The 24,063-nt window shown below is 45.8% G+C and carries 23 protein-coding genes and 1 tRNA gene; 20 read left to right on the top strand and 4 right to left on the bottom strand.

What is annotated here, in order from left to right; translation table 11 throughout:
• The first annotated feature begins 27 nt into the window (after positions 1–27).
• Genes ytaF through ACE41H_RS11480 form a run of 3 tightly spaced genes read left to right on the top strand, consistent with a single transcriptional unit; the run spans position 28 to position 1,892 of the window.
• Positions 28–717 carry a sporulation membrane protein YtaF gene (gene ytaF / locus ACE41H_RS11470; protein WP_375355382.1) on the top strand — a complete coding sequence of 230 codons (690 nt, stop codon included), beginning with the start codon at positions 28–30 and terminating at the stop codon, positions 715–717.
• Between the two features lie 18 nt (positions 718–735).
• The gene (gene coaE, locus ACE41H_RS11475) at positions 736–1,332 is read left to right on the top strand and encodes a dephospho-CoA kinase (RefSeq protein WP_375355383.1); all 597 of its coding nucleotides are present in this window, start codon (positions 736–738) and stop codon (positions 1,330–1,332) included.
• On the top strand, positions 1,329–1,892 hold the full coding sequence (locus tag ACE41H_RS11480; protein WP_375355384.1) for a lytic transglycosylase domain-containing protein: 564 nt from the start codon (positions 1,329–1,331) through the stop codon (positions 1,890–1,892). Before coaE ends, ACE41H_RS11480 begins: the two co-directional genes overlap by 4 nt.
• Before the next feature lie 59 nt (positions 1,893–1,951).
• On the opposite strand, the gene ACE41H_RS11485 is transcribed toward ACE41H_RS11480, so the two are convergent.
• A complete protein-coding gene (locus ACE41H_RS11485) occupies positions 1,952–2,179 on the bottom strand; it encodes an alpha/beta-type small acid-soluble spore protein (RefSeq protein WP_375355386.1) in 228 nt (75 codons plus the stop codon).
• A 107-nt stretch (positions 2,180–2,286) separates the two neighbouring features.
• Here ACE41H_RS11485 and nrdR point away from each other — a divergent pair, with 107 nt between their 5' ends.
• A complete protein-coding gene (gene nrdR / locus ACE41H_RS11490; protein WP_375355388.1) occupies positions 2,287–2,754 on the top strand; it encodes a transcriptional regulator NrdR in 468 nt (155 codons plus the stop codon).
• Between the two features lie 99 nt (positions 2,755–2,853).
• A tRNA-Ala gene (locus tag ACE41H_RS11495) sits at positions 2,854–2,926 on the top strand.
• Positions 2,927–3,211: 285 nt separating this feature from the next.
• On the opposite strand, the gene ACE41H_RS11500 is transcribed toward ACE41H_RS11495, so the two are convergent.
• Positions 3,212–3,865 carry a transcriptional regulator gene (locus tag ACE41H_RS11500; RefSeq protein ID WP_375355389.1) on the bottom strand — a complete coding sequence of 218 codons (654 nt, stop codon included), beginning with the start codon at positions 3,863–3,865 and terminating at the stop codon, positions 3,212–3,214.
• A gap of 580 nt (positions 3,866–4,445) precedes the next feature.
• Entirely contained in the window at positions 4,446–4,907 is a 462-nt protein-coding gene (locus ACE41H_RS11505) for a MarR family winged helix-turn-helix transcriptional regulator (RefSeq protein WP_375355390.1), read from the bottom strand.
• Between the two features lie 145 nt (positions 4,908–5,052).
• On the opposite strand from ACE41H_RS11505, the gene ACE41H_RS11510 reads away from it, so the two are divergent.
• The 9 genes from ACE41H_RS11510 (at position 5,053) to asnB (ending at position 13,900) form a co-directional block, all read left to right on the top strand.
• Positions 5,053–5,937, top strand: coding sequence for an SDR family NAD(P)-dependent oxidoreductase (locus tag ACE41H_RS11510; RefSeq protein ID WP_375355392.1), 885 nt, complete (start codon positions 5,053–5,055; stop codon positions 5,935–5,937).
• Positions 5,938–6,157: 220 nt separating this feature from the next.
• On the top strand, positions 6,158–6,550 hold the full coding sequence (locus tag ACE41H_RS11515) for a hypothetical protein (RefSeq protein ID WP_375355393.1): 393 nt from the start codon (positions 6,158–6,160) through the stop codon (positions 6,548–6,550).
• A gap of 215 nt (positions 6,551–6,765) precedes the next feature.
• Entirely contained in the window at positions 6,766–7,029 is a 264-nt protein-coding gene (locus ACE41H_RS11520) for a type II toxin-antitoxin system Phd/YefM family antitoxin (protein ID WP_375355394.1), read from the top strand.
• A complete protein-coding gene (locus tag ACE41H_RS11525) occupies positions 7,026–7,340 on the top strand; it encodes a type II toxin-antitoxin system RelE/ParE family toxin (protein WP_375355395.1) in 315 nt (104 codons plus the stop codon). The genes ACE41H_RS11520 and ACE41H_RS11525 overlap by 4 nt, the downstream gene beginning before the upstream one ends.
• Before the next feature lie 99 nt (positions 7,341–7,439).
• Positions 7,440–8,318, top strand: coding sequence for a helix-turn-helix transcriptional regulator (locus tag ACE41H_RS11530; RefSeq protein ID WP_375355396.1), 879 nt, complete (start codon positions 7,440–7,442; stop codon positions 8,316–8,318).
• A gap of 85 nt (positions 8,319–8,403) precedes the next feature.
• On the top strand, positions 8,404–9,678 hold the full coding sequence (locus ACE41H_RS11535) for an ABC transporter substrate-binding protein (RefSeq protein ID WP_375355397.1): 1,275 nt from the start codon (positions 8,404–8,406) through the stop codon (positions 9,676–9,678).
• A 36-nt stretch (positions 9,679–9,714) separates the two neighbouring features.
• Positions 9,715–10,605: a carbohydrate ABC transporter permease gene (locus ACE41H_RS11540; protein WP_375355398.1), complete on the top strand. Its 891-nt coding sequence runs from the start codon at positions 9,715–9,717 to the stop codon at positions 10,603–10,605.
• A 14-nt stretch (positions 10,606–10,619) separates the two neighbouring features.
• Positions 10,620–11,498: a carbohydrate ABC transporter permease gene (locus ACE41H_RS11545; RefSeq protein ID WP_375355399.1), complete on the top strand. Its 879-nt coding sequence runs from the start codon at positions 10,620–10,622 to the stop codon at positions 11,496–11,498.
• Positions 11,499–12,004: 506 nt separating this feature from the next.
• A complete protein-coding gene (gene asnB, locus ACE41H_RS11550) occupies positions 12,005–13,900 on the top strand; it encodes an asparagine synthase (glutamine-hydrolyzing) (RefSeq protein ID WP_375355400.1) in 1,896 nt (631 codons plus the stop codon).
• A gap of 156 nt (positions 13,901–14,056) precedes the next feature.
• Here asnB and ACE41H_RS11555 read toward each other — a convergent pair whose 3' ends face one another.
• Positions 14,057–15,634, bottom strand: a complete 1,578-nt coding sequence (locus tag ACE41H_RS11555; RefSeq protein ID WP_375355401.1) for a multicopper oxidase family protein — start codon at positions 15,632–15,634, stop codon at positions 14,057–14,059.
• A 187-nt stretch (positions 15,635–15,821) separates the two neighbouring features.
• On the opposite strand from ACE41H_RS11555, the gene ACE41H_RS11560 reads away from it, so the two are divergent.
• The 6 genes from ACE41H_RS11560 to cas8c all read left to right on the top strand — a co-directional run bounded on the left by ACE41H_RS11560 (position 15,822) and on the right by cas8c (position 24,051).
• The gene (locus ACE41H_RS11560) at positions 15,822–17,249 is read left to right on the top strand and encodes a sensor histidine kinase (protein WP_375355402.1); all 1,428 of its coding nucleotides are present in this window, start codon (positions 15,822–15,824) and stop codon (positions 17,247–17,249) included.
• 147 nt (positions 17,250–17,396) lie between these two features.
• Positions 17,397–18,092, top strand: a complete 696-nt coding sequence (locus ACE41H_RS11565; protein WP_375355403.1) for a response regulator transcription factor — start codon at positions 17,397–17,399, stop codon at positions 18,090–18,092.
• Positions 18,093–18,215: 123 nt separating this feature from the next.
• On the top strand, positions 18,216–18,464 hold the full coding sequence (locus tag ACE41H_RS11570; RefSeq protein WP_375355404.1) for an SHOCT domain-containing protein: 249 nt from the start codon (positions 18,216–18,218) through the stop codon (positions 18,462–18,464).
• Between the two features lie 258 nt (positions 18,465–18,722).
• Positions 18,723–21,203 (top strand): CRISPR-associated helicase Cas3', encoded by a 2,481-nt coding sequence (gene cas3, locus ACE41H_RS11575; protein WP_375355406.1) that lies wholly within the window; start codon positions 18,723–18,725, stop codon positions 21,201–21,203.
• A 205-nt stretch (positions 21,204–21,408) separates the two neighbouring features.
• Positions 21,409–22,128 (top strand): type I-C CRISPR-associated protein Cas5c, encoded by a 720-nt coding sequence (gene cas5c, locus ACE41H_RS11580; RefSeq protein WP_375355407.1) that lies wholly within the window; start codon positions 21,409–21,411, stop codon positions 22,126–22,128.
• Positions 22,129–24,051 (top strand): type I-C CRISPR-associated protein Cas8c/Csd1, encoded by a 1,923-nt coding sequence (gene cas8c, locus ACE41H_RS11585; protein WP_375355408.1) that lies wholly within the window; start codon positions 22,129–22,131, stop codon positions 24,049–24,051.
• Positions 24,052–24,063: the final 12 nt, after the last annotated feature.

The following is a 24,063-nucleotide window of genomic DNA, read 5'->3' on the forward strand; positions in this document are numbered from 1 at the left end:
GGCTCCGTCACAGGGAGGTTATCGGAAGTGGAATTTGCATGGTTTTCCCTGCTGCTGCTTGCCTTTGCGTTAAGTTTGGACAGCTTTGGTGTAGGGGTTACATACGGGCTGAGGAAGATGAGGATACCGATAGGCTCCATTCTGATCATTTGCCTTTGCTCCGGCTTGATTATTATGGTGTCCATGCAGGCCGGAACGCTGCTGATGCGGTTTTTATCGCCGGTCTTTACATCACTTCTCGGCGCTGTCATTCTGATCGGCATCGGCTGCTGGTCGCTGATCCATTCGGTACAAAGCGGGGCCAATAAGGAAGAGGCAAGGGAAGCCATCCTGCACGAAAAGGAATTGGAAAGCGAAGCTGCTGAGGGTTCGGGTAAAATGCTGTTCTCCATGGAGCTGCGCAAAATCGGGCTGGTCATTCATATTCTGCGCAGCCCGTCTGCTGCCGATACGGACCGGTCCGGAAGCATCTCTGCGCAAGAAGCGATATGGCTAGGAATGGCCTTATCCCTCGATTCCTTCGGAGCCGGTTTGGGAGCGGCCATGCTGGGCTACAATTCGCTGCTCACGGCGCTAACCATAGCAGTATTCAGCGGTCTGTTTTTGATCATGGGCATGAAGGCGGGTTTCCGTTTGGCGGCATTCCGCTTTATGAAGGTATTCAGCGTACTGCCTGCATTACTGCTAATTATTATGGGCATGATGAAATTGTTATAGCCGAAAGCGGGTGAATACATGATTATTGGTTTGACCGGAGGCATTGCCACCGGGAAGAGCACGGTATCGGCGCTGCTGGCAGCCAAGGGTGCGCTGCTGGTCGATGCCGATGCCATTGCCCGGGAAGTGATGCTTCCGGGGCATCCTGTGCTGGAAGCTGTTGTCCGTCATTTCGGGCAAGAAGTATTGAATCAAGACGGTACGCTGCATCGCAAGAAGCTGGGAGCGATTGTATTTGCCAATCCCACAGAGCGCCAAGCGTTGAATGATATTACCCATCCTGCCATTCGGCAGGAGATCTTACGGCGGATGAATGCTTATGAGACGGAGTTTCCGGACAAGCTAATCGTTGTGGATATTCCGCTTCTGTATGAGTCCGGGCTGGACAAGCTTTTTCATAAGGTTCTGGTTGTTTACGTTCCGCGGGAAGTTCAATTGAAAAGGCTGATGGAGCGTGACGGACTGACGGAGGAGCAAGCCAGCCAAAGGCTTGATGCACAGATGCCGATTGAGGAGAAGAAACGTCTGGCGGATATCGTAGTCGATAACAGCCGTGATATGGCCTCTACAGAACGGCAGTTGGATGAGTTGTGTGAGCGGAAGGTATTTTCATGACGATTATGCGTAAAAAAAGGGTTCTGCTTGTTTTGTTTGTTGCTTTTGTGCTTTTTTTATTTCTCAGCTCCAATTGGATGTCCTGGTTTTATCCGATTCATTACAAGGATGAAATCAGAGAGCATGCCGAAATGTATGATGTGGACCCATTCCTTATTGCCTCTATTATCCGTGTGGAGACTAATTATGAGACAAGCAGGGAATCACGCAGGGGAGCGCTTGGTCTGATGCAGCTGATGCCGGACACGGCGCAATGGATCATGGATACAACAGGTGTTCCCAAGAGTTCGCTTGAACTCATAAGGGACGAGCCTGATATGAATATAAAGCTCGGTACCTGGTATGTACACAGGCTGGGAGAACAGTTTCAGAATAATCCGGTAGCGATGATCGCCGCTTATAACGCAGGCCCCGGAAAGGTCAAAGAATGGCTGCGGGAGGGGACTTGGGACGGCAGGGAACAGACGATCAAGCAGATTCCGTTCGGGGAAACAAGGCATTATGTACAACGGGTCATCCATTATTACAGACAGTACACGAAAATATACGGTCACTTTTAATGGAGGAAAATGACGGGACAAGCCGTTTGACCTGTCCCGCCGTTTTAAGAGGTTAAGAATTAACGAAATTGACCTGCCAGTTGCTGCTCAGCGATTGTCACCAGACGTTTCGTGATGAAACCCCCGATCGAACCGTTCTCGTAAGAAGTCATGTTACCTTGGTAGCCGTCTTGTGGAATAGCGATACCAAGTTCCTGAGCAACCTCGTATTTAAGCTGTTCCAACGCACCGGAAGCTTGTTTCACCACCAGGTTGTTGGAGTTTCCATTGTTACCACCTTGTCCCATTGCTGTTCACCTCCTCCGTGTTGGTACAAGTATTATGTGTAGACAGACAGATTTTATTACTCCTGATAGCAGGGAAGTTATTGGTAAAAGGAAGTGAGCGAGTTTTTATGAAATGTCCATTTTGCGGCTATGCAGGCACCAAAGTGCTGGACTCAAGACCAGCGAATGAGAATAAATCCATACGTCGCCGCCGTGAATGCGAGCAATGCAGCCGGCGATTTACCACCTTCGAAATGGTGGAGGAAACACCGCTGATGGTCATTAAGAAGGACGGCAGCCGTGAGGAATTCAGCCGCGACAAAATACTGCGTGGTCTTATCCGGGCTTGTGAGAAGCGGCCGGTCTCTGTTGAGCATCTGGAGCGGATCGTTTCACAGGTGGAGAATTCGCTGCGCAATACCGCAGCAGCCGAGGTGGAAAGCCGTAATATCGGCGAGCTGGTCATGGAGCAGCTGTACCCGGTGGATGAGGTGGCCTATGTCCGTTTTGCATCGGTATACCGCCAGTTCAAGGACATCAATATGTTCATGAAGGAACTGAAAACACTACTCTCCAAGGACACGGCCGACGAATAAACGTCGGCCTCAGGCGGTGAAAAAAGTATTGACAGTGGGGCTTGAATTTTATATGATATAGGAGTCGCCGCAAGCGGATGACAAATTGAATAAGAATTTGGGGCCTTAGCTCAGCTGGGAGAGCGCATCGCTGGCAGCGATGAGGTCAGGGGTTCGATCCCCCTAGGCTCCATAATTAAAGAACCTCATGACCAATTCGGTTATGAGGTTTCTTTGTTAAATCATCTGCGAGCAGCTCGATTGTTGCTCTCATACTATAACGGGTGTGACAGCGCTTATTCAGCTCAAAATGCCTCGTTTCAAATTCTAAAGGTTACCAGCGAGCTTATCTGGCTGTTTTCAATAAGAACTCTCCATATTTGCGCAAATAACGTCAACCAGAACCGTTAGATTTTCAAAAGCGATTATTGCTCTGCCATAACCGCAGGGACAACCGTTAAAAAATATCGCACTGTATTCACTTTATTACCGTAAGTCGGTAAGAGCGATATCGCTGTTTTCCACTTGCCACCTCAAGCAGTTTCTTCTCGATCAGGCCGCGAAGAATAACTCTGACGCGGTGTTCTGAAAGCAGCAAATGGCCTGATAACTCGACTGGCGTAAAAGGACGCAGCAGTCTGTGAGCAAACCGCAAGGTTTCGGCTTCCGCCCAGCCGAGTCCGGACGGCACAGAGCTGGCTAGAAACTTTCCAACGAAGGAAAGAACGAGCTGCTTGCAGACCCCTGGGTCATCCCGAATTGACAAATAAGCGATTGGAAGGAAGAGCCAATCATCAAGAACCAGTAGGGATTGCTTCATGCACAAATCCTTGAATCGACTAACCTCAATATCTCTGGCGTGACTTCGATAGTCCTGAATTTCAATACAACCTTTGACATTGCCGGGCAAGTACGCAAAGTCAAGATAGCGATATCCATTATTAAAGTCCCTGATCTCGTATTCTGGGTATAAGTGATTCAGACTGCCTATAACAGGAAACCAGATCAAGCGCAAAAAATCGATCGATCCGCGGCTTAATCCCTTTCGCAGCATTTCCCGCCTTCTGGGGCTTTTCTCTTCAGCAATCTGCTGTTCCATCCATTTCTGATAAACTTCATCAAATATGCTCATAGAATTCACATCCGATCCGATTAATTCAAAAATAAAAACCGCTTTAATACGTCAATGCTCTGATGAACAAGACGTATTGAAGCGGTATGTGCTTCACACCGTAATTTGATTACAATGTAGCATAACCAGAAAGAATCTTCAAGTGAACAAATTTCTTTTGAATAGTACAGCTAACCATAACGGGAGAGCGCTTACATGTCAGGCCAGAGCCCGATCTCCCTAGACGGGGAATGAAGGGGGCACTTCACAATTCAGTTATGAGGTGCTTTGCTAAATCATCTACGTGCCGCCGCCCTAAAGTTGCTTTCAAACTATAACGGGTGTAACAGCGCTTATTCAGCTCAAAATGCTCCGTTTCAAATTCTAAAGGTTACCAGCGAGCTTATCTGGCTGTTTTCACTAAAGAACACTCCATATTTGCTCAAATAACGTCAACCAGAACCGTTAGATTTTCAGAAGCGATTATTATCTTGTAATAACCGCTGCGGTAACCGTTAAAATGTACTATAACCTGGATAGTGCGACTAACCACAATGGATGAGCGGTGGCACTTTCGATGATTTGCCCCCGCGCTTTTTGCTTATGACCTATCCAATCCATTAAAATCCTTGAGCATGTCGATAAAATATTCAAGCTGATCTTCATTCCATTTGGAAATGCGTTCAAAATAGGCGATTTCCTTTTCCTTAAGAGCTTCTTTCGTTTTTTCCCGCCCCAGATCCGTGAGGGACAGAAATATTCCCCGGCGATCCTCGGGAGAGGATTCCCTTTTCACATACTCCAACTGCTCCAGCTGTTTGACGAGGCGGCTGACGGAGCTGCGGTCCATAGCTGTTGCCTCCGCCAATACAGAGGCGCTCGTAGGTCCGTATGAATAAAGCCAACGGACAAGATGGAAAGCGGCAGGCTGCAGGGAAGGATCAAACCGTGCGGCGATTTTTACATTTAGCGCGTGCATTGAAGTAATTAAGGCATTGAGTTGTTCACCGAGCAGCAGCTCCAAATGTGTGCGCCGCGTATTTTTATATTGATCTTCATTCATCTGTTTCACCTAACCTCTGCAATTTGTATAATTTAATTAGTTGACATATATCAATCAATTCAATATAGTTGATTTATGTCAATTATATAAAGGTGTCCGCCATAAGTCAAAGCTTAAGGCGGAATTACGGGAAAGGAGCAGTCTAATGACGACAAAACCGATGATTGTAATCACCGGAGCCACAAGTGGTCTGGGGCAGATCGTGGCGGTTGAAATGGCCAAGCGTGGGGTCCATCTTGTTTTGACAGCCAGAAGCAGGGAGCGTGCTGAAGCAACCGGGAAAATGATACATGAACAGATGCCTTCAGCATCAGTTGACTTTTTTTACGGAGATTTGTCCTTGATGAAGGATGTCAAACGAATGGGTCAGGAGATATCGGCTGCATACCCGAGAATAGACGTGCTTGTGAATAATGCGGGAGTGCATGCGTTTGAACAAAGGGTAACGTCCGAAGGATTTGCTGAGATGATAGCCGTAAACTATTTGGCACCTTGGTTATTCACGCACACTCTATACCATTCTTTGCGTGCAGCGGGGAATGCTAGAGTTGTCAATGTTGCCTCCGAGGCATCACGGAACCATGGGGAACTTACAATCCCTGAGGATTTAACGGATGTTTCTCCTTTTACGGCCAGAGGCTCGTCTGCTATATATGGTAAAACCAAACTGTTAAACATTATGTTTACCGGCGCTCTGGCACGACAATGGGAAGGAGCAGGGATAAACGTAAATGCGCTGAATCCTGGGTTTAATGTTACAGGTCTCGGACGCGAACTCTGGTTTGCAGCCATGCTTGAGCGAATATTGAAGTTTTTGCATATTGGTGATCCACGGAGAGGGGCCGACATTATTACCCGGTTAATTGTTGATCCAGAGTATCAGAACGTGACAGGAGGATACTTCAATGTTGGGTCCGGGCATGTTATAACACCTGTACATCCTGGCGCCGATATTTCCATGCAAAATAAATTGTGGAAAGCTACCATTGATTTGCTTCAGCAAAAGGGTTTCCTTGAAACGGTGATTTAATAGTAATAGCCAGGAGATGGGATTACCAAATAACTATCCATCGGAAATTTGCACAAGATCTGTGTAGATGATCCCGGCTGTGGCGGAATATAGTTCGCGATTATCGGGAATCTATATCTATTATTTGAAATTCCACTATTTTCTACTATAATTTGTCCAAGACTCTCTTGTCCTATTGCCATAGAATACAATATCTCAAATAAAGGGAGGCAGAAATACTATGGCAAGAAAAATGCGTGTCAAAAACTATAGTCAAATTGTGAGACAGGCTAATAAGAAAGTTAAGGCAAAAGGAAGTGTTAAAATCAAGTGTTTCGGGAGCGCTCCGTACTACAACCAAAACCAAAACCAAAACGTCTATAGTCCTGCTCAACAGCAATCGGGTTCTTCGCGGCCCTTTACAGGACCGTCGATACAGCAACGCTTGTATGCTTGGGCTCTTGCAAGTATACCGGTAACGGTGATTCTGGACGGCACCTCATTTCAAGGACGTATCATCAGTGTGGATGGCAATGGATTTGAGGCTACGGTAACGACTCCACTTACCTCTGGTCTGACAGCAGGATCTATCGTTTTTGTGAGCTTCGCTCAGGTTCGCGCAGTGTCTGCCTAATACGAACACCAAAAACCAGGAAAGCTCGTTTACTTGAGCTTTCCTGGTTTTACATAAGCTCCATACTCCGGACTTCAGACCTGCCTGCACAGAGGCACCGAGCGCGACAGCTTCATCCGGGTGGATGTCGGTGCGTGTTTCAGAAACGGTTCAGAGTTATTGCGTGCGTATCGTTATTTAGATATAATAACGATACCAATTAGTGAGGTGATGAAATGCCCACCATCAGACCGAGTTCAGATTTAAGGAATAAATATAATGAAATTTCCGAATTTTGCCACCAATACGAAGAGCCTGTTTATATTACGAAGAATGGTCAAGGTGATTTGGCCGTTATGAGTATAGAGTCATATGAGAAGCTTGTCGGCAAATTCGAGCTATACAAGTTGCTTGATGAGGGAACGAATGCCAGAAAAGAAAACAAAGTGAGACCTTTTAGGGACGCTGTTGACGATATTCAAAAGGATGTCATAAAGTGAACACCTATAATATTTTTATTACTGAACCAGCTGAACATGATTTACGGGAAATTGCCAAATATATTGCTTTGGAATTGAAAGAGCCCGCGACTGCACAAAAATGGATTGCAAAAATCTCGTCAGCGATACTCGAATTGGAAAAATCCCCTTTTAGGTACGCTTTAGTTAAGGATGGTAGGTTAGCTTCACAAGGAATCCGTATGTTATTAGTTGAAAAATATATTGTTTTTTATGTAATTGATGAGACGAATAGCTCAGTAACGGTCATTAGGATTCTTTATGGCAAGCGGGAGTGGAACAGAATATTGTAGATGACAGCGGCATATTCGTAGAAGCCAATAAACACTTGAACCTTTTTGGTGTTTATTGGCTTTTCTCTTTTACGCACAAAACAAGAAAGGATGGATTAGATGGCTGTACCGACTTTTCTGGAAACAGGTCATATGCCGGAAGGTTTTCCTATACACGTTATTCATACAGGCGAGCAGTTTAGCTTTGCCGCTCATTGGCATGAAGAGGTTGAAATGGTGTTCGTCCGTGGGAAAAGGGGGCGTATCGGCGTCTACAATCAGGTGTATGAGCTGGAGCAGGGGGACGGGATGATCATCAGGCCAGGGGATGTGCATTATTTTCTGCCTGGAACGGAAAAGCTGACGATTATTTTGTTTCGCATGGAGCTGATCTCCGGCAGCTTTATTGCCGAGCATGATCTGCTGGATACGAAGAAGCTTTTTAACAAAACAGCGGTCATGCCCGCATGCTTGAGTAAGGAATGGGAGATGAAGCACTGTATCGATGCGCTCTCGGCTGAAGCCAAAAACCGGGATGCCGGATACAGGTGGGCCATGATTGCAAGATTATACGATCTGATCGTGTGCCTGCTAAGAACAAAAGCACCCTGCGCTGAAGCAGCGGATCACGGATTACAAGCTATGCCTGCCAAAAAGTTTGAGTTCATCGAAGCCGTATGCAGCTACCTGGAGCAGCATTATTCTGAATCGATTAAGCTGGAGCACATTGCAGAGCATATCAAATTCAGCAAATTTTATATGTGCAAGCTGTTCAAGGACATCAAGGGAGTTACTTTGATGGAGTACCTCAATCATCTTCGGATCATTAAATCGGAGTGGGCGCTGCTGTTCAGCGAGTCCTCCATCCTCGACATTGCCATCGATCATGGCTTCAACAATATGAATTCCTATAACCGCCTTTTCAAAAAATACAATGACTGCACGCCGACCGAATTCCGGAAGAAACACAAGACCATGAACGCAAAATATGATGGATGAATAACAATATTTGAGGAGAAAGCCCTCTTCAAAATCAATATAATCGAATAAATTGTAAGCGTTTACTTAATAGGGGAGGGCGCTCATGAAGAGGTTTGGACTGAACTATTTTCCGCTTGTGCTGCTTCTAGGCATAGCTGTTGTGTTATCCGGCTGCCAGCTTCAGGCTATGGCAGACGAGGCCGACAACGAGATTACCGTATGGAGTTTTACCGATGAGGCCGGTTATGCGATTGAGAAGTTTGAGCAAAAATACCCGGATATCAAGGTGAATTTTGTGAATATCCCGGGCAATTTTTATATCACCAAATTGAAATCCGCTTTGCAGACCCGTTCCAAAGCGCCTGATGTGTTCATGATCGAGAACGCCAACATCAGGGAAATGATCGATGTTCCTTATCTGCAGAACCTGTCGGAGGCCCCGTACAAGGCGGACGATTTGCTGCCTGAGCAGTATCCGTTTGTGCAAGGCAATGAAAAGGACAGTAAGGGCAATGTAAAAGCCATCGGTTATCAGGCCACTCCTGGAGCCATTTATTACCGGCGCGATTTGGCCAAACAGTACTTGGGGACAGATGATCCCGAAAAGGTCAGCGCACAAATCGATACATGGGACAAAATATTCGAGATCGGCGAGCGTGTGCAGCAGGAAAGTGGAAATAAAGTCCATGCGCTGACCAACTGGAATGCGATTTTGAACTCGTATGACGGAATTCCGTGGGTGAAAGACGGCAAATTTGTGATGGACGAGAAATATTTACAGGTGCTTGACCTGGTGCGGGAGGCAAGGCAGCGGAAGGTGCTGGCCGAATTTGAGGATGGCGGCGCAGGTGTGGCCGCGTCCATGCAAAATGGCGGAGTCATGTTCTATCCCGGCGCCACCTGGGCGCTCCAGTATACGTTCAAGGCGAATGCGCCGGACACGGCAGGGTTATGGGGACTGGCCCAAGGTCCGACGGGTTTCAGCGCGGGAGGAACCTATATCTCGATGTACAGCAACAGTGACAAAAAGGATCTCGCCTGGAAATTCATCAAGTTTTATAACTTCGATCATGAATTTCTGTCCGAGCTGGCCAGGGAGCAGGATTATTTTACAAGCAATATGATCGTCAATGACCGGCTTGCGCAGACAGTAACCTCGGATTACTTGGGGGGACAGAGCCATTTCGAATTCTTCTCGGAAGCAGCAAGAAAGGTTCCCGTATACGAAAGGACCAAATACGACACGATCATTAACAACGATATATTCAAAAATGTGCTCCAGTTGTATCTCAACAACGACATCCGGACGAAAGAAGAAGCGGTAGAGAGGATCAAACGCGACGTGAAATTAAGATTTCCCGAGCTTGAGGTCAAGTAGACGGCCATTCGAATCCGATGATGGGGGTACAAATCCATGTTTGCCAAATCCATACGCAAGGACCATTACGGTTATTACTTTATCGCTCCTTTTTTCATCATCTTCCTCATATTTGGACTCTATCCGATCCTGTATTCCCTGTATATCAGCTTTACCAACTGGGATGGGATCACTTCGCCCCAATTCGTCGGTCTCGGCAATTATGTTGCGGTTCTACAGGACCCGCTGTTTTATAAAACGCTGTTTAACACGCTGTTTATCTGGGGTATTTCCGTCGTGCCACAGCTTACAGTATCGCTTGTGCTTGCTTTTATCCTTAATGACAAGCTCCTGAAGGGCAGGGACTTCTTTAGAGCGGTGTATTTCTTTCCCAACATCGTTACGGCGGCTTCGCTCGGCTTGCTCGTCAGTCTCATTTTTGACTGGCAGTCGGGGGGCTTGAATCATTTTCTTGTGCAAACAGGATTGATTCATGAACCGATCAACTGGAAAAATGATCCTTGGTTCATGCGACTTATTGTGTCTGCCATTCTGTTTTTTCAATATTTCGGCTATTCCATGGTTATCTATCTTGCGGGTCTGCAGGGCATCGACCCGGCTCTGCAGGAAGCGGCTGCTATCGACGGCGCGCGGAAAAAGCATATTTTCCTGCATATTGTCGTTCCGATGCTACGGCCCATCATCCTGTTTCAGATTATTACCTCGATCATTGGGGGCATCCAGATCTTTGATCAGCCGTTCACCCTGACGAACGGGACGGGAGGCCCGGACCGGGCGGCGATGACAAGCATTATGTATCTGTATAACGTCGCATTCCAAAGCACGAGATTCGGTTACGGAGCGGCGATTGCATTTTGTCTGTTCGTCATCATTATTTTGCTCTCCGTCGTGTCTTTTGTCATGACGCAGCGGAAAAGCAGATCATAAGGGAGGGGGATTGTATGCAAACTGCCAAAACGCTGGAGCAAAGCCCGGTTTATCAGAGTGCAGCAAGCGCCAAGCGGCTGACGGCCGGTAAAGTGCTCATATATATTTTTCTTATCGGGCTTGCCATCCTGTGTATCATTCCGTTTTATTTGATGATCATTTACGCCACCCATAACAATGCTACAATCGCATCAACATTTACATTTCTTCCGGGACAGTTTCTCATCGAAAACTATGCCAATATGGCTTCCAAAATCAATATTTGGCGCGGCTTTGCCAACAGCCTGTTTATTGCCGGGGCCTCGACCGTTCTGTCCTTGTATATCGGCGCGTTGACGGCTTACGGGTTCGCCAAGTACAAATTCAAGGGACGGAACTGGCTGTTCCTGTTTCTCCTTGCGACCATGATGGTGCCGGGGCAACTGGCTCTCATCGGGATGTATCGCCTGTTCAGCACACTGGGCCTGCTCGACAGCTATACGGCGCTTATTTTGCCAGCTGCGGCACACGCTTTCAATGTATTTTTTATCAAACAGTTTATCGACAGCAGTGTCCCGGACGAAATTATTGAATCCGCCAGGGTGGACAGCGCCGGGGAGTTCAGAACCTTTAATCACATTGTGCTGCCCATTCTGGGCCCTGCCATTGCAGCTCTGGGCATATTTACGTTTATCGGCTCCTGGAACAATTTTCTTACACCGCTGGTGCTGTTCTTTTCGCTGGAGAAATACCCGCTTCCCGTGCTGGTCGCGCTTGTTCAAGGATACTACGGGATGGATTATGGGCTGCTTTATTTGGGCGTTGCGATCTCCATTGTGCCGATCATTATTGTGTTTGCGGTTTTCTCCAGGCAAATTATCGGCAGTGTGGCACTAGGGGCGGTGAAGGGGTAGCGACTCGGGTTCCCTCTTGGGCGCTACCGAGGCGCTCCAAGAACGAAGCATTCCTGCAATCTGGCAAGTTACTGAGGGACTGATTCATGATTATGGCGACTTAATCGTGAACCATATGGTTGATGCGGTACAGGAAGCTGATCCTGAACTCATGAATCTCCTGCAGGCCCGCTTAAATGAATGGCGTAAGAAGAAGTAGTATTCCGGTACTAGAGGTGATGCCGTTGCTGATCTCATCTCTCATAGTGCTGATACTCAGTGTCATTGTTGGAAGCGGCTGCTCGTAGCCGCCTTCTTTTTTTAGCTATTAAACTACAAATTGTAGTTTATATATGTCGGGAAACTGATTATTTAATAGCATTCCGTCTTAATATCTTTGTCAGTAATTTTTGAATTAATTGTCGCTTTTTCCATGATATATATCATAGACAATGAAGCTTACTTCACACATTCCACATAATTTACGGGTACAATCTTGCCATATTGATTAGAGGAGATTATGCCTAATGTGTGGATTCGTAAGCCTATTTAACAAATATCAAGTGCCTGTAAATAGAAATATGCTACAAAAGATGACGGATATAATCGCCCATCGTGGCCCTGATGATGAGGATCTGTATATCCATGATCACATCGGTTTGGGTTTTCGAAGACTGAGCATACTGGATATCGAGCACGGGGCTCAGCCCATGACAAATCATAATCAGGATATTTGGCTTGTCTTCAATGGGGAGATCTATAACTATAAAGAGTTAAAGGATTGGTTGGTACAAAAGGGGCATATCTTTCATACCCATTCAGATACGGAAGTACTGCTTCGGTTGTATGAGGAAGTTGGATTTGAATGTGTAAACTATTTGCGGGGGATGTTTGGATTCTCGATATGGGATCGAAAAAAAGAGCTTCTCTTTGTGGCACGGGATCAATTTGGCATTAAACCTGTATATTACAGTGAGAATGTATTTGGTTATATGGTGGGGTCCGAAATAAAATCATTACTGGCTTCCGGTAGGATGGATCGGGAAGTCGATGAGAATGCGTTATATCACTATCTTACGTTTCAATATGTGCCTGAACCAGCGACTATGTTTAAAGGGATTTATAAACTGAAAGCTGGTCATTATATGATTATCCAGGAAAAAGGAGTGACCATCAAACCGTATTATGAAGTGAAATTTGCTCCGAATGAAAATAGATCCTTCTCCGATTTAGCTGAGGAGACTCGTTCCATATTATCGGAATCTGTACGTATACACAAAAATTCAGATGTCCGCAGAGGCGCTTTTTTATCGGGAGGCATTGATTCCGCAAGCTTAGTGGGGCTGCTGCATCGGCTGGAGCCTACCCAAACATTTTCGGTGGGATTTGACATGCCGGGATATAGCGAATTGGAGGAGGCCAGGAAAACGGCGGCTTATTTAGGGACAGAACATCACGAAATTTGTATTAATGCTCAAGAGTATATGGATATTTTACCTTCTTTAATATGGCATATGGACGAGCCTTTAGCAGATCCATCAGCGGTCGGTCTTTACTTTGTCTCCAGATTGGCTAGTCAGCACGTAAAAATGGCATTTTCGGGTGAAGGGGCTGACGAATTTTTTGGGGGTTATCATATTTATAAAGAACCCTATGCACTGCGTATATTTCAAGATCTTCCGGTCGGTATGCGAAAGGCAGTTGGGCATCTTGCCAAACTGATGCCTGCTGGCATGAAAGGTAAGAGCTTTTTGGAACGAGGTAGCCTTTTGCTTGAAGAACGATTCTTTGGAAATGCGAAAATATTCATGGACCACGAAAAGGATCAGGTGCTGTCCCCATGGCTGTCCGAAGCTGGAGCTTGTCATTCGACGCTGCAGGTAACGAAGCCACTTTATGAACAAGCTAAACAGTATGATCAAGTTACCCAGATGCAGTATGTGGATATTCACACCTGGCTGAGAGGTAATATCTTAATGAAAGCAGACAAAATGTCGATGGCCAACTCTTTGGAACTTCGTGTTCCTTTTGTGGATACCAAAGTGTTTGAATGGGCTGCAACAATCCCTACCAAGTATAAAGTTACACCTGCCGCAACGAAGATATTGCTCAGGGAAGCGATGAAAGATGTAGTCCCGCCTGATGTGCAGCAGCGAAAAAAACTCGGGTTTCCTGTACCTACCCGAGTATGGCTGAAAAAGGAATGGTATGAATGGGCTAAAAACCTGATCATGACAGCAGACGTGGATAGATGGATCAACAAATCATATGTTCTTCAATTACTCGAGATCCATAAGGAAGGAAAATTGGATATGAGCCGTAAATTGTGGACCGTACTGGTATTTATGATGTGGCACCAGCTTTATATGGAGGATCAAACACAATCGTTTTCGGTTCCTTCTAAGAAAAAGATTATTTCATGATTTTGTAGTGTCCCCAAAGGATCTTGACCGGGGGCACTCTTTTCGTGCGTGGGTGAGACGGCTCCGAGAACGAAGCATTCCTAAGAACAACCGGAAATCGCAATCTTCTGGCTTAACAAAATTGAAAAGGGGGCTAGGACAGCCCCCTTCCATATCTTACTCTGGTTTATTCCCAGCTTTCGGATCGTTTACAAATGTAGATTTAAAATCGGAGTATGTTACTTCTGTCACCATACCAGCGGAGGCATGATGAAGATCATGACAATGGAACATCCAGTTTCCTGGGTTATCAGCTATAAAGGCTACGATTACTTCCTCACCAGGCTTTAAATTAACGGTATCTTTTAAAACCCGTGAACCTGTGAGATCCGTTCCGTTTTTACTTAATACCTGGAAGAAGTGACCGTGCAAGTGCATCGGATGATCATCTGTTGCTGAATTGTTTACCATACGTACCAATACCTTATCTCCCTTTTTAACAACAATATTTTCGGTATCTGGGTAAGTCTTGCCATTCAGCGTATATACGGTTTCCCCGTCCTGCTCTTTCGTTCCAAGTTCCATCGTATATCTCACATCATAAAATTGATATGGGGTCAATCCTTTTTTGTCTGCTTTACCGTAAGAAGTCATATCAAATGTAGGCAAGGTCGTGCTGGAATTCTCGGCATCGTTTGATGTCCCATCATGTTCTTCATAAGCTATTTTTACACGCATGCCCTCAACCTTTGGATCATCTCCGTGTTCCTCGAGAAGCCATTCACCAGGATTGTCTGCCACAAATTCAATATCATACCGCTCACCGGGAGCGATGGATATCAATTGATCCTTTAATGCAGTAGGCTCATTTAACGATTGACCATCCAAAGCAACAACACGGAAATCATGACCGTGCAAGTGCATTGGATGGGTTAAAAATCCGGCATTGATAAGCCGTAGACGTACTTTTTCTCCTTTCTTAACTGTTAAGGTTTGCGTAGCGGTTCCCGTCTTACCATTAATGGTGTACAGATCGTACATACTCATATCGTGAGCAGCTTCTTCGCCTCCTGAACTCTCTGTGTTTGACATGTCCATTCCATCCATATCGGTCATGTTCATCCCGTCCATACTGGTCGTTCCCGAACTTGCCCACTCATCCAGCATCAACGTAAAATCCCGATCCGAGGATTTCGAGGCATCTTCAACCACAAAACTGCCATAGAGGCCTTTATCCAATTGATTGACGGCATCCTGGTGAGAATGGTACCAATACGTTCCTGGGGTAGTCGCTGTAAAAGAATAGGTGAACGCCTCTCCCGGTTGGATGGCATTTTGGGTCACTCCTGGGATTCCATCCATGGCATTAGGGACCGGCAGTCCATGCCAATGGATGGTCGTGGGTACGGGTAAATTATTGGTCAAGGTGATCGATACTTTTTCTCCCTCTTTGACTCTGATTTGTGGTCCGGGTATGGAATTGTTGAATGTGTATACAGGAATCGTTTTATCATTGCCTACATCCAGCTGGCCTTCAGACGCACTTAAATTGATTTTGTTGCCAGACAGTACTTGTGGTGTTTCCACAAGCGGAGCACTACTCTTTTTTATGTCCTCGGCAGATATTTTTCCGTCTCCCATATCCATTTGAGAGTGATCCATCCCACCAGTTACCGCATTTGTACATGCTGCTAAAAGAAGGGATAACGAGGTCATCACGGCGATAACCATATATGTTTTGTACTTTTTTCTCATTGTCTACTCTCCTTAAGATCTTGGTAAAGTTGTAATTGGCTCAAGAATATCATCCAATTGTGTGGAATTTATGGAGTGTCCTAAAAAATCAACCTTCATTGTCATACCAAAAGTTGAAATGTTGGATAATTTCAGTACGATGTCCCATGAACAATTTAAGCATTGTATCGAAGAGTGCCTTCGTTGTATGGTTGTTGGTGAATGGATAGATGAAAAGGATGATGCCAGAATGAAGTGGAACCGGATCTATTTGAAATGGGGATGTACCATTTTCGGCTTGTTTATGGTGATCCTATTATTGCTTGGGGTTGTCATTAATCAGATTTTTACAAATTTTTACTCCACACAGACTCATGAAGAAGCCAATGAACTCGCTGCCCATTTATCCTCCATGCTGGAGGAACAAATCATCCCATTTGAAACGATGGAAGAGTTTACTGGGGTTGAGATTTTTTTAATAAATAACAAAGGGGAATTCACCTATTTATCAGATGCTGGAAATGACCGAAGTGTTCAACATTGGCCAGATGTGTGGAGCAATGAGGATTTGCTTGAGGGCAGGAAGTTTGAGAAGGAATTCATTTATCAGAATCAACTGTATTTGCTGCATGGGATTCCCGTGAATATTCCATCAGATTCTACGATCAAGGGAATCTATGTGATTAGTTCCCTGGAAAGTATGGAAAACTCCATTTTAACCATTCGGTGGCTGTTGGTGTTGGCAGGAGTCGGTACTTTGATATTGGCATTGGGCTGTATCTTCATTCTATCAAAAAAATTATCTGATCCCTTAGTGAAAATTGAAGAGGCCACTCGAAAAATTGCCAAGGGAGAATTGGATACACAGCTCCACGTTCCGTCAAAAGATGAAATTGGCTCGCTAGTACAGGCCATTAACGATCTGGCGAAGGAATTAAAACGGTACCGGGATACTCGCTCGGAGTTTTTTGCGAATATTTCACATGAGCTTCGAACGCCTGTAACGTATATGCAAGGATATGCAAATATTCTATCCAAAGGATATGTGGAGGATGAGGCAGAACAACAAAAATACTTACATATCATTTCTGAAGAGTCGCATCGCCTTACCGTCATTATCAATGACCTCTTTGAATTAGCCAAAATGGAGGAAGGAAAGATTGAACTAAATATGAAACTGACGGATCCGGCAGAGATTATTCGCCAATCTATGGATAAGGTCAGATTAAAAGCTCATGAGAAGGAGTTGGAGTTGAGTTCTCACTTTGAAAAGGTATCTTCCTTTTATATTGACCCTGTCCGGTTTGAGCAAATTCTCCTGAACTTATTGGAGAATGCCATTCGCTATACGGCCACAGGCAGCATCCGGATTACATTAACACAAGAGGGTAGGCAAGGTATCGTGGCCATATCGGATTCAGGGCCAGGTATTCCCAAGGATGAACTCCCCTATATTTTTGAGCGGTTTTATCGGGTGGAGAAATCCCGATCCAGGCAGCTCGGTGGAACGGGCCTTGGATTATCGATTGTTCAACATCTGGTTCAATTACAAGGCGGAAAAATTGAGGTGGACAGCCAAGTAGGAAGAGGTACTGTTTTTAAAGTGATGTTTCCAATCGGAGATCTGAACAGCTAAGCTAACTGTGGAGATTCCTCCATCTCCACAGAAACTTCATAAATATAGTTTATACTTCTTCGAGTGCAAGATGGATAACAATGAACTATAGTTGAAACCCACCATTGCACCAATGCACCAGTTATCAACTAAAAAGGCGGTGTAGACATGAGTCCCAACATATTAGTCATCGATGATGAATGGAATATGCGAAATTTGTTACGTATTGTTTTGAGCAAAGAGGGTTTTGAGGTGACTGAGGCTCATAATGGAACAGAAGGATTAACTCTCTTTGCTAAAAACAAGTTTGATGTTGTTTTACTGGATATTATGATGCCCGATATGGACGGATGGCAAGTTTGTGGAAAAATTCGTCAATCCAGTACAACTCCTATTATTATGCTGACGGCTCGCAGTGATATTAAAGATAAAGTGCAAGGATTTCAAACGGGCGCAGATGATTATGTGGTTAAACCTGTAGATCCCGAAGAACTTATTGCACGAATTTATGCCTTAGTTCGTCGTGCTGACCAAGCTGCCTCTGCAATCAAGAGAGAACGAAAAATAGAATTTCTAGATCTAGTCATATACCCGGAGAGATTACAGGTTGTAGTCAAGAATTTACCCGTGGAATTAACACACAAAGAGTACGATATTGTCATGATTTTGGCACAAAACCCCCAAAGAACGTTTTCCAGGGCATCTATCGTTGAACAGCTCTGGGGAAACGATTTTTTTGGAGATCCCAGGGTAGTAGATACCCATATCAAAAATATACGAGAAAAATTTCAGATTGCCGGTTTAACTTATAATCCCATTCAAACCGTATGGGGAGTAGGATACAGGTGGGCGAATTTAACATGAATTATGAGGTGAACTATGAAAAAGCAGGACTGGTTAATAGCTAAAGAATACCGAATCTTTTTCATAAATTACACACATATTCAGACTATAGTATAGACTAAAATCTTAGAGGAGGAAAACGATATGATGAATAACAATTCCATGATGATGGATGGTTCGATGATGAGCAATATGTGCTTCTTGATGTTTGGTGGTTTACTTCTATTGGTGATTAGTGCAGGAATCACTGTTTACATTGTGACACGAAAATTAATGAGACAAAGCAAAACCGAAGATCAACCGCTTATGATTCTTAAAGAGCATTATGCTAATGGAGAAATCAGCGATGAAGAATATCTGCACAAAGCAAGTATGCTCAAAAACCAGTATTGAAGAGTTGAACCTGAGCCTCCGTGCGTAGCCCAACTTGAAATCCGTGCGTACCCCTTGCTTGTAATTAATTTAATAAGCCGCTAAACACAAGGATTTCCTTGTGTTTAGCGGCTTTTTTCTATGAGTAAATGATATATCATTAGATTTTTACCAAAATTAATGTCTTTCTGGAAGGAGATCGACATCGTTCGTCGAATAACGTCAATAAGACTATATTCCTTATTTTAGTAGGACAATAGTTTTATGATAGGGGGCCAAATGGATTATATCGCGCATATCCGTGAGCAGGATAAGACTATTCAGACAGTCGAGGCACATTTGCGGGAGGTGAAGGAGTACAGCGAGCGTCGTGGCCGGAAAATCGGAGTTAAGCACCTGGCGGGAATAGCAGGATGGCTGCATGATTTCGGCAAAAATACGAATGAATTCTACAATTATATTCAGCAAGCTGCCGCTAACCCGCATGCGCCGCCCAAGCGAGGTTCGGTGGACCATTCCACTGCCGGAGGCAGATTCATCTATCGTCGTTATCATGCAGGCTCCACGAAGGGGTTGGACAAGGCAACGGCAGAATGGATAGCGAATTGCATCATTTCACATCATGGAGGGTTGCGGGACTTTGTCAGTGCAGAGCAGACTTCGCCTTTTATGAAAAGGGTCGTTGAGACGGAATTGAAAGAATACGAGCAGGCAGAGCGGGAGTTTCTGAGTCTTGTACCTGTGGAAGAGTTGGATCGTTATTTTGCAAGTGCTGCGGCAGAAGTCAATCATTTGCTGGGTATAGTCAAACAACATAAGTTATCCGAAATTACGCCTTCCTTGCTCATTAAGTATATGTTCAGTTGTCTGATCGATGCGGATCGGACGAGTACGCGGATTTTTGAAGAGGGGACGGGGCCGGAACAGCCCATAGAGCAGGCCGCGTTTTTTGGAAGAGCGTACGACGCTTTACAGCAGCATCTCCACAAGCTGGAGACGGGCAAGAATGCGGACCATCCTATTAACCGTCTGCGACGTGAAATGTCTCGGCAATGTGAAGAATTTGCATTTAAACCTTCTGGCATCTATACGTTGTCGATTCCGACGGGCGGTGGCAAGACACTGGCGAGCCTGCGATATGCATTAAAGCATGCGATCGAACATGGCAAGGAACGAATTATCTATATCGTACCTTACACGACAATTATTGAACAGAACGCCGACGAGATCAGACAAATCATCAAGGAAGACGATATGATTCTGGAGCACCATTCCAATGTAATTGATGAAGACAAGAAGGATCGGGCAGCGGATACATACGTTTCCAGCGACAGGGACGAGATGGAGGATGAGGCCTACGACTTTCACCGGAAAAAGCTGAAGCTCGCTCGAGACAATTGGGATCGCCCCATTATTTTTACAACGATGGTGCAATTTCTGAATACGTTCTATGCCAAAGGTACGCGGAATGTTCGTAGGCTCCATCAGCTGTCTAATGCGGTCATTATTTTTGATGAAGTACAGTCGGTTCCTATTCATTGTATTTCGCTCTTTAATTCGGCTTTGAATTTCCTGCATATTTTGGGCAATTCGAGTTTGTTGTTATGTACAGCTACGCAGCCTGCGCTGGATTTCGTCAAGCATGGCCTGCGATTATCTGAACAGCCTGAGATGATCGGTAATCTGGCCGAGGTAGGCAAAAGCTTCAAGCGTGTTGAGATTGTGGACCGGACGACACCGCTGGGTTGGAAGGCTGATCAACTGGGCGAGTTTGTGCTGGAACGAATGGATGAGGTCAACAGCACGCTCATCATTCTGAATACGAAAACGGCGGCACGCAAGCTGTACGATGAGCTGCATGAGCATGATGGTCTAGGGAAAGGCGGTTTTAAGCTCTTCCATCTCAGCACGAATATGTGCGCGGCTCACCGGAAGGCAGTGCTGAAGCAGATGAGGGAAGCGCTTGAGGCCGAGGAACGGGTGGTGTGTGTAAGCACGCAGCTCATTGAAGCCGGGGTGGACATCAGCTTCGAATGTGTGGTGCGCTCGTTAGCGGGACTGGATTCCATCGCTCAGGCAGCGGGGCGGTGCAACCGCCATGGCAAGGATGCATTGCGTCAAGTGTACATTATCAAATCGGCAGATGAGAGCTTGAAACAGCTCAAGGAAATTCAATGCGGGGCTGACCAGACTACACGGCTGTTGGCGGAGTTCAAGGTACAGCCCGAGCTTTATGGCCATGATCTGCTGTCGGCTGCTGCGGTTAAGCAATATTTTGAATACTATTTTGCGCAAATGAAGGATGAAATGCAGTATCGGATCAAGCGGCTGGATCAAAATTTGTTTCAACTATTAGGGGCGAATCGTTATTATCTGGATGCTTACAAGAATAAGCATGGCAAGCTTCCCGGCGTCATCACCCCTGCCGCCTTGGCGACAGCCGAGCAACATTTCGAAGCGATCAGCAATCGGGCGATAGCGGTGCTTGTTCCTTATGATGCAGCAGCCAAGAAGCTAATTGCTGATTTGAATGGTGAATTGAATGGTGAACTGGATATACGCAAGCTGGGAGATCTCCTGAAGCAGTCGCAGCAGTATGTCGTGAACATCTACGATCATGACAGAAGAAAGCTAGAGAAGAACGGCGACTTATATCCGCTATTGCATGGTCATGTGCTCGCCTTACGCGAACCGGCGTATAACGAATTTTTTGGCGTAGAGTCTGAGGGCGAAGGTGTATGGCAGGACGCGGTGTTGTGAAAATTCAAAAACCCGCTATAATGGCGGGTTCTCAAATGATAATTCATAAATTTCAATCCACGCTTCGCAGCGACAGAATGAGTTTAGCATATAAGAGCATGTACCGGCAATTTTTTTTACTTGTATTTATTTGGAACATGCTATAAGATGAATTCAAGGGTTCTGAAAATTAAAATAATAATACATAAGAAAGGAGAAAGGCGAATTGCGTAATCAAATAGAATTTGAGGTATCCGGTAACTATGCCTTATTTACGGACCCGCTGACGAAACTTGGAGGCGAAAAATTTAGTTATCAGGTGCCGACCTATGAATCGCTGAAGGGGATCGTTTCTTCCGTATACTGGAAACCGACTCTGACATGGATCATTGATGAAGTTCGGGTGATGAACGTCATACAGACGGAGTCCAAAGGCATACGCCCCATTGAATATAACGGCGGCAATACACTTGCTTATTACACATATTTACGGGACGTTCGCTACAGAGTCAGGGCTCATTTTGAGTTCAACCTGCTTAGAGAGGATCTCGCCCATGACCGTAATGAGTTCAAACACCATAACATTGCCAAACGTTGTGTTCAGGTTGGCGGACGCAGAGATATTTTCCTGGGGACGCGTGAATGCCAAGGTTATGTAGAGCCATGCGATTTCGATGAGGGAACAGGGGCTTACGATGAAGTGCCGGAGATCGACTTTGGCACGATGGTGCATGGCATCAGTTATCCGGATGAGACAGGACGAACCGAGCGGGAAATCCGCCTATGGCGCGCCAAAATGGAGAAAGGCATCATTACGTTTATTCGACCTGAGCAATGTACGATGATTCGTAAGACTGGCGCAGGCTCAGTCAAGACGTTCAACGCAGTCAACACGCAATCTGCGGATGAACTACACGATGATTGTTTTCCAGATGGGAGGGTGTAAATGAGTTGGCTTGCAAATTTGAATCAAACGTATGAGAACCATGCCGAACTCATCGGACAATTCGAGAAAAATCGATTTGACCGTGAATACGCGCTGATTCCTATATCACATACGACGCAAAGCGCACATATTGAGGTTTTTCTGGATGGAAACGGGAACTATCAGTATGCCGCGATTGTGGATAAAAGTGAAAGCAATACGATTATTCCTTGCACTGAGGCTTCGGCCAGCCGGACGAGCGCTCCAGTCCCATATCCGCTGTTCGATAAACTCGTTTATGTAGCTGGCGATTTCACGACCTACTGCGGAGAGGTGAAAGGCACGCCTCACGCCGATTATATGGCACAGCTTCGTGAATGGTGCGAATCGCCGTCTTCTCACCCCAAGGTGAAAAGCGTCTACGAGTATTTGCGTAAAGGGACGTTGATGGCGGATTTGATCCGTGATCAAAAGCTTTGGGTCGATGAGAACAACAGGCTGCGGGATAAGCTGACACCAGAGTTAGAGGCAGAGCTGAAGGGACAACTGACCATTTTTAAGGTGATCGCCTCTGATCAAAGCTCTGCATTCATCCGTTTTGCGGTACAAATTCCAGGTGAAGCAGAATCGAGGCTGTGGAGGGATCGCTCTGTTCAAGAGTCATTCATTCAATTCTATAATACAAGTCTTCAGGAAATCGAGTTATGTTATGTGACCGGTGAGCGGCTGCCTTATGCAGATAAACATGCAAGTCGGATTCGTAATTCGGGAGACAAATCAAAGCTGATCTCGGCGAATGATTCGACGGGCTTCACTTATCGCGGGCGGTTCCGGACGAGCCGCGAAGCGGCAGCCGTGAGCTATGATGTGTCGCAGAAGGCGCATAATGCGCTTAAATGGCTGATCGAGAAGCAGGGTGTTCAGAAGGATGGAAGGGTGTTCCTGGTATGGGGAACAGAGCAGTTGGAGGTCCCGGACCCGCATGAGGACGCATTCACTTTGTTCCCAGAGTCCGAGGAAGAGGATGCAGGCGGGGACAGCACGCATAAGGAGTATGCCAATCAGATTCGCAAAGGAATCAACGGCCACCGCTATGAGAGCGATTATAAGTCCAATGTGATCATTATGGTTCTCGATGCGGCAACTCCTGGACGCATGTCTATTGTCTACTACAACGAAATGAAGAGGGGGGCGTTCCTCGATAATTTGCAACATTGGCATGAAACCTGTTTCTGGGAGCATCGGCGTAAAAGTGATGAAGGCAAAATCATCACCTTCCCCGGTGCACCGGCAACGAGGGATATCGCTTTTGCCGCTTACGGTCCGAGAGCCAGCGATAAGGTGGTCAAAGGGCTGATGGAGCGGATGTTGCCTTGCATTGTGGATCGTCGCAGCATTCCGCTTGATATTGTACGCAGCGCAATCAGCCGCGCTTCCAATCCGGCAGGTATGGAGCCTTGGGAATGGGAGAAGACGCTGAGCATTGCTTGTGCGCTTATTAACAAGAAATATGAGAAGGAGGGCTTTAAAGTGGCTTTGAATACAGAAACAGATGATCGTGACTACTTGTTCGGCCGACTCCTGGCCATTGCTGATGTGCTGGAGAGAAACGCGCTTGGCAAAGAAGAGAAACGGGCGACAAATGCGATACGGTACATGAACGCTTTTGCCCGGCATCCGAGACGAACGTGGGCGATTATTCAGTCCAGTCTGCAGCCTTATCAGGCGCGGATGGGGACGGATGCTTCCTGGTACAGTGGGTTAATTGATGAGGTCGGATCTAAATTTAAAATGGAGAAATTTACCGACGAACCGCTGAGTGGGCTTTATTTGCTGGGCTTCTACAGTCAACGTCAGGATTTGTACACGAGCAAGAAAGATAAGGAAGCTGCGACTGCAGCGCAAGCCGCTTTGAACCAAGATGACCAAGAAAAAAACAATTAATAGGGAGCGAAT

It is taken from the genome of Paenibacillus enshidis (assembly GCF_042136365.1).
Taxonomy (GTDB): domain Bacteria; phylum Bacillota; class Bacilli; order Paenibacillales; family Paenibacillaceae; genus Paenibacillus; species Paenibacillus enshidis.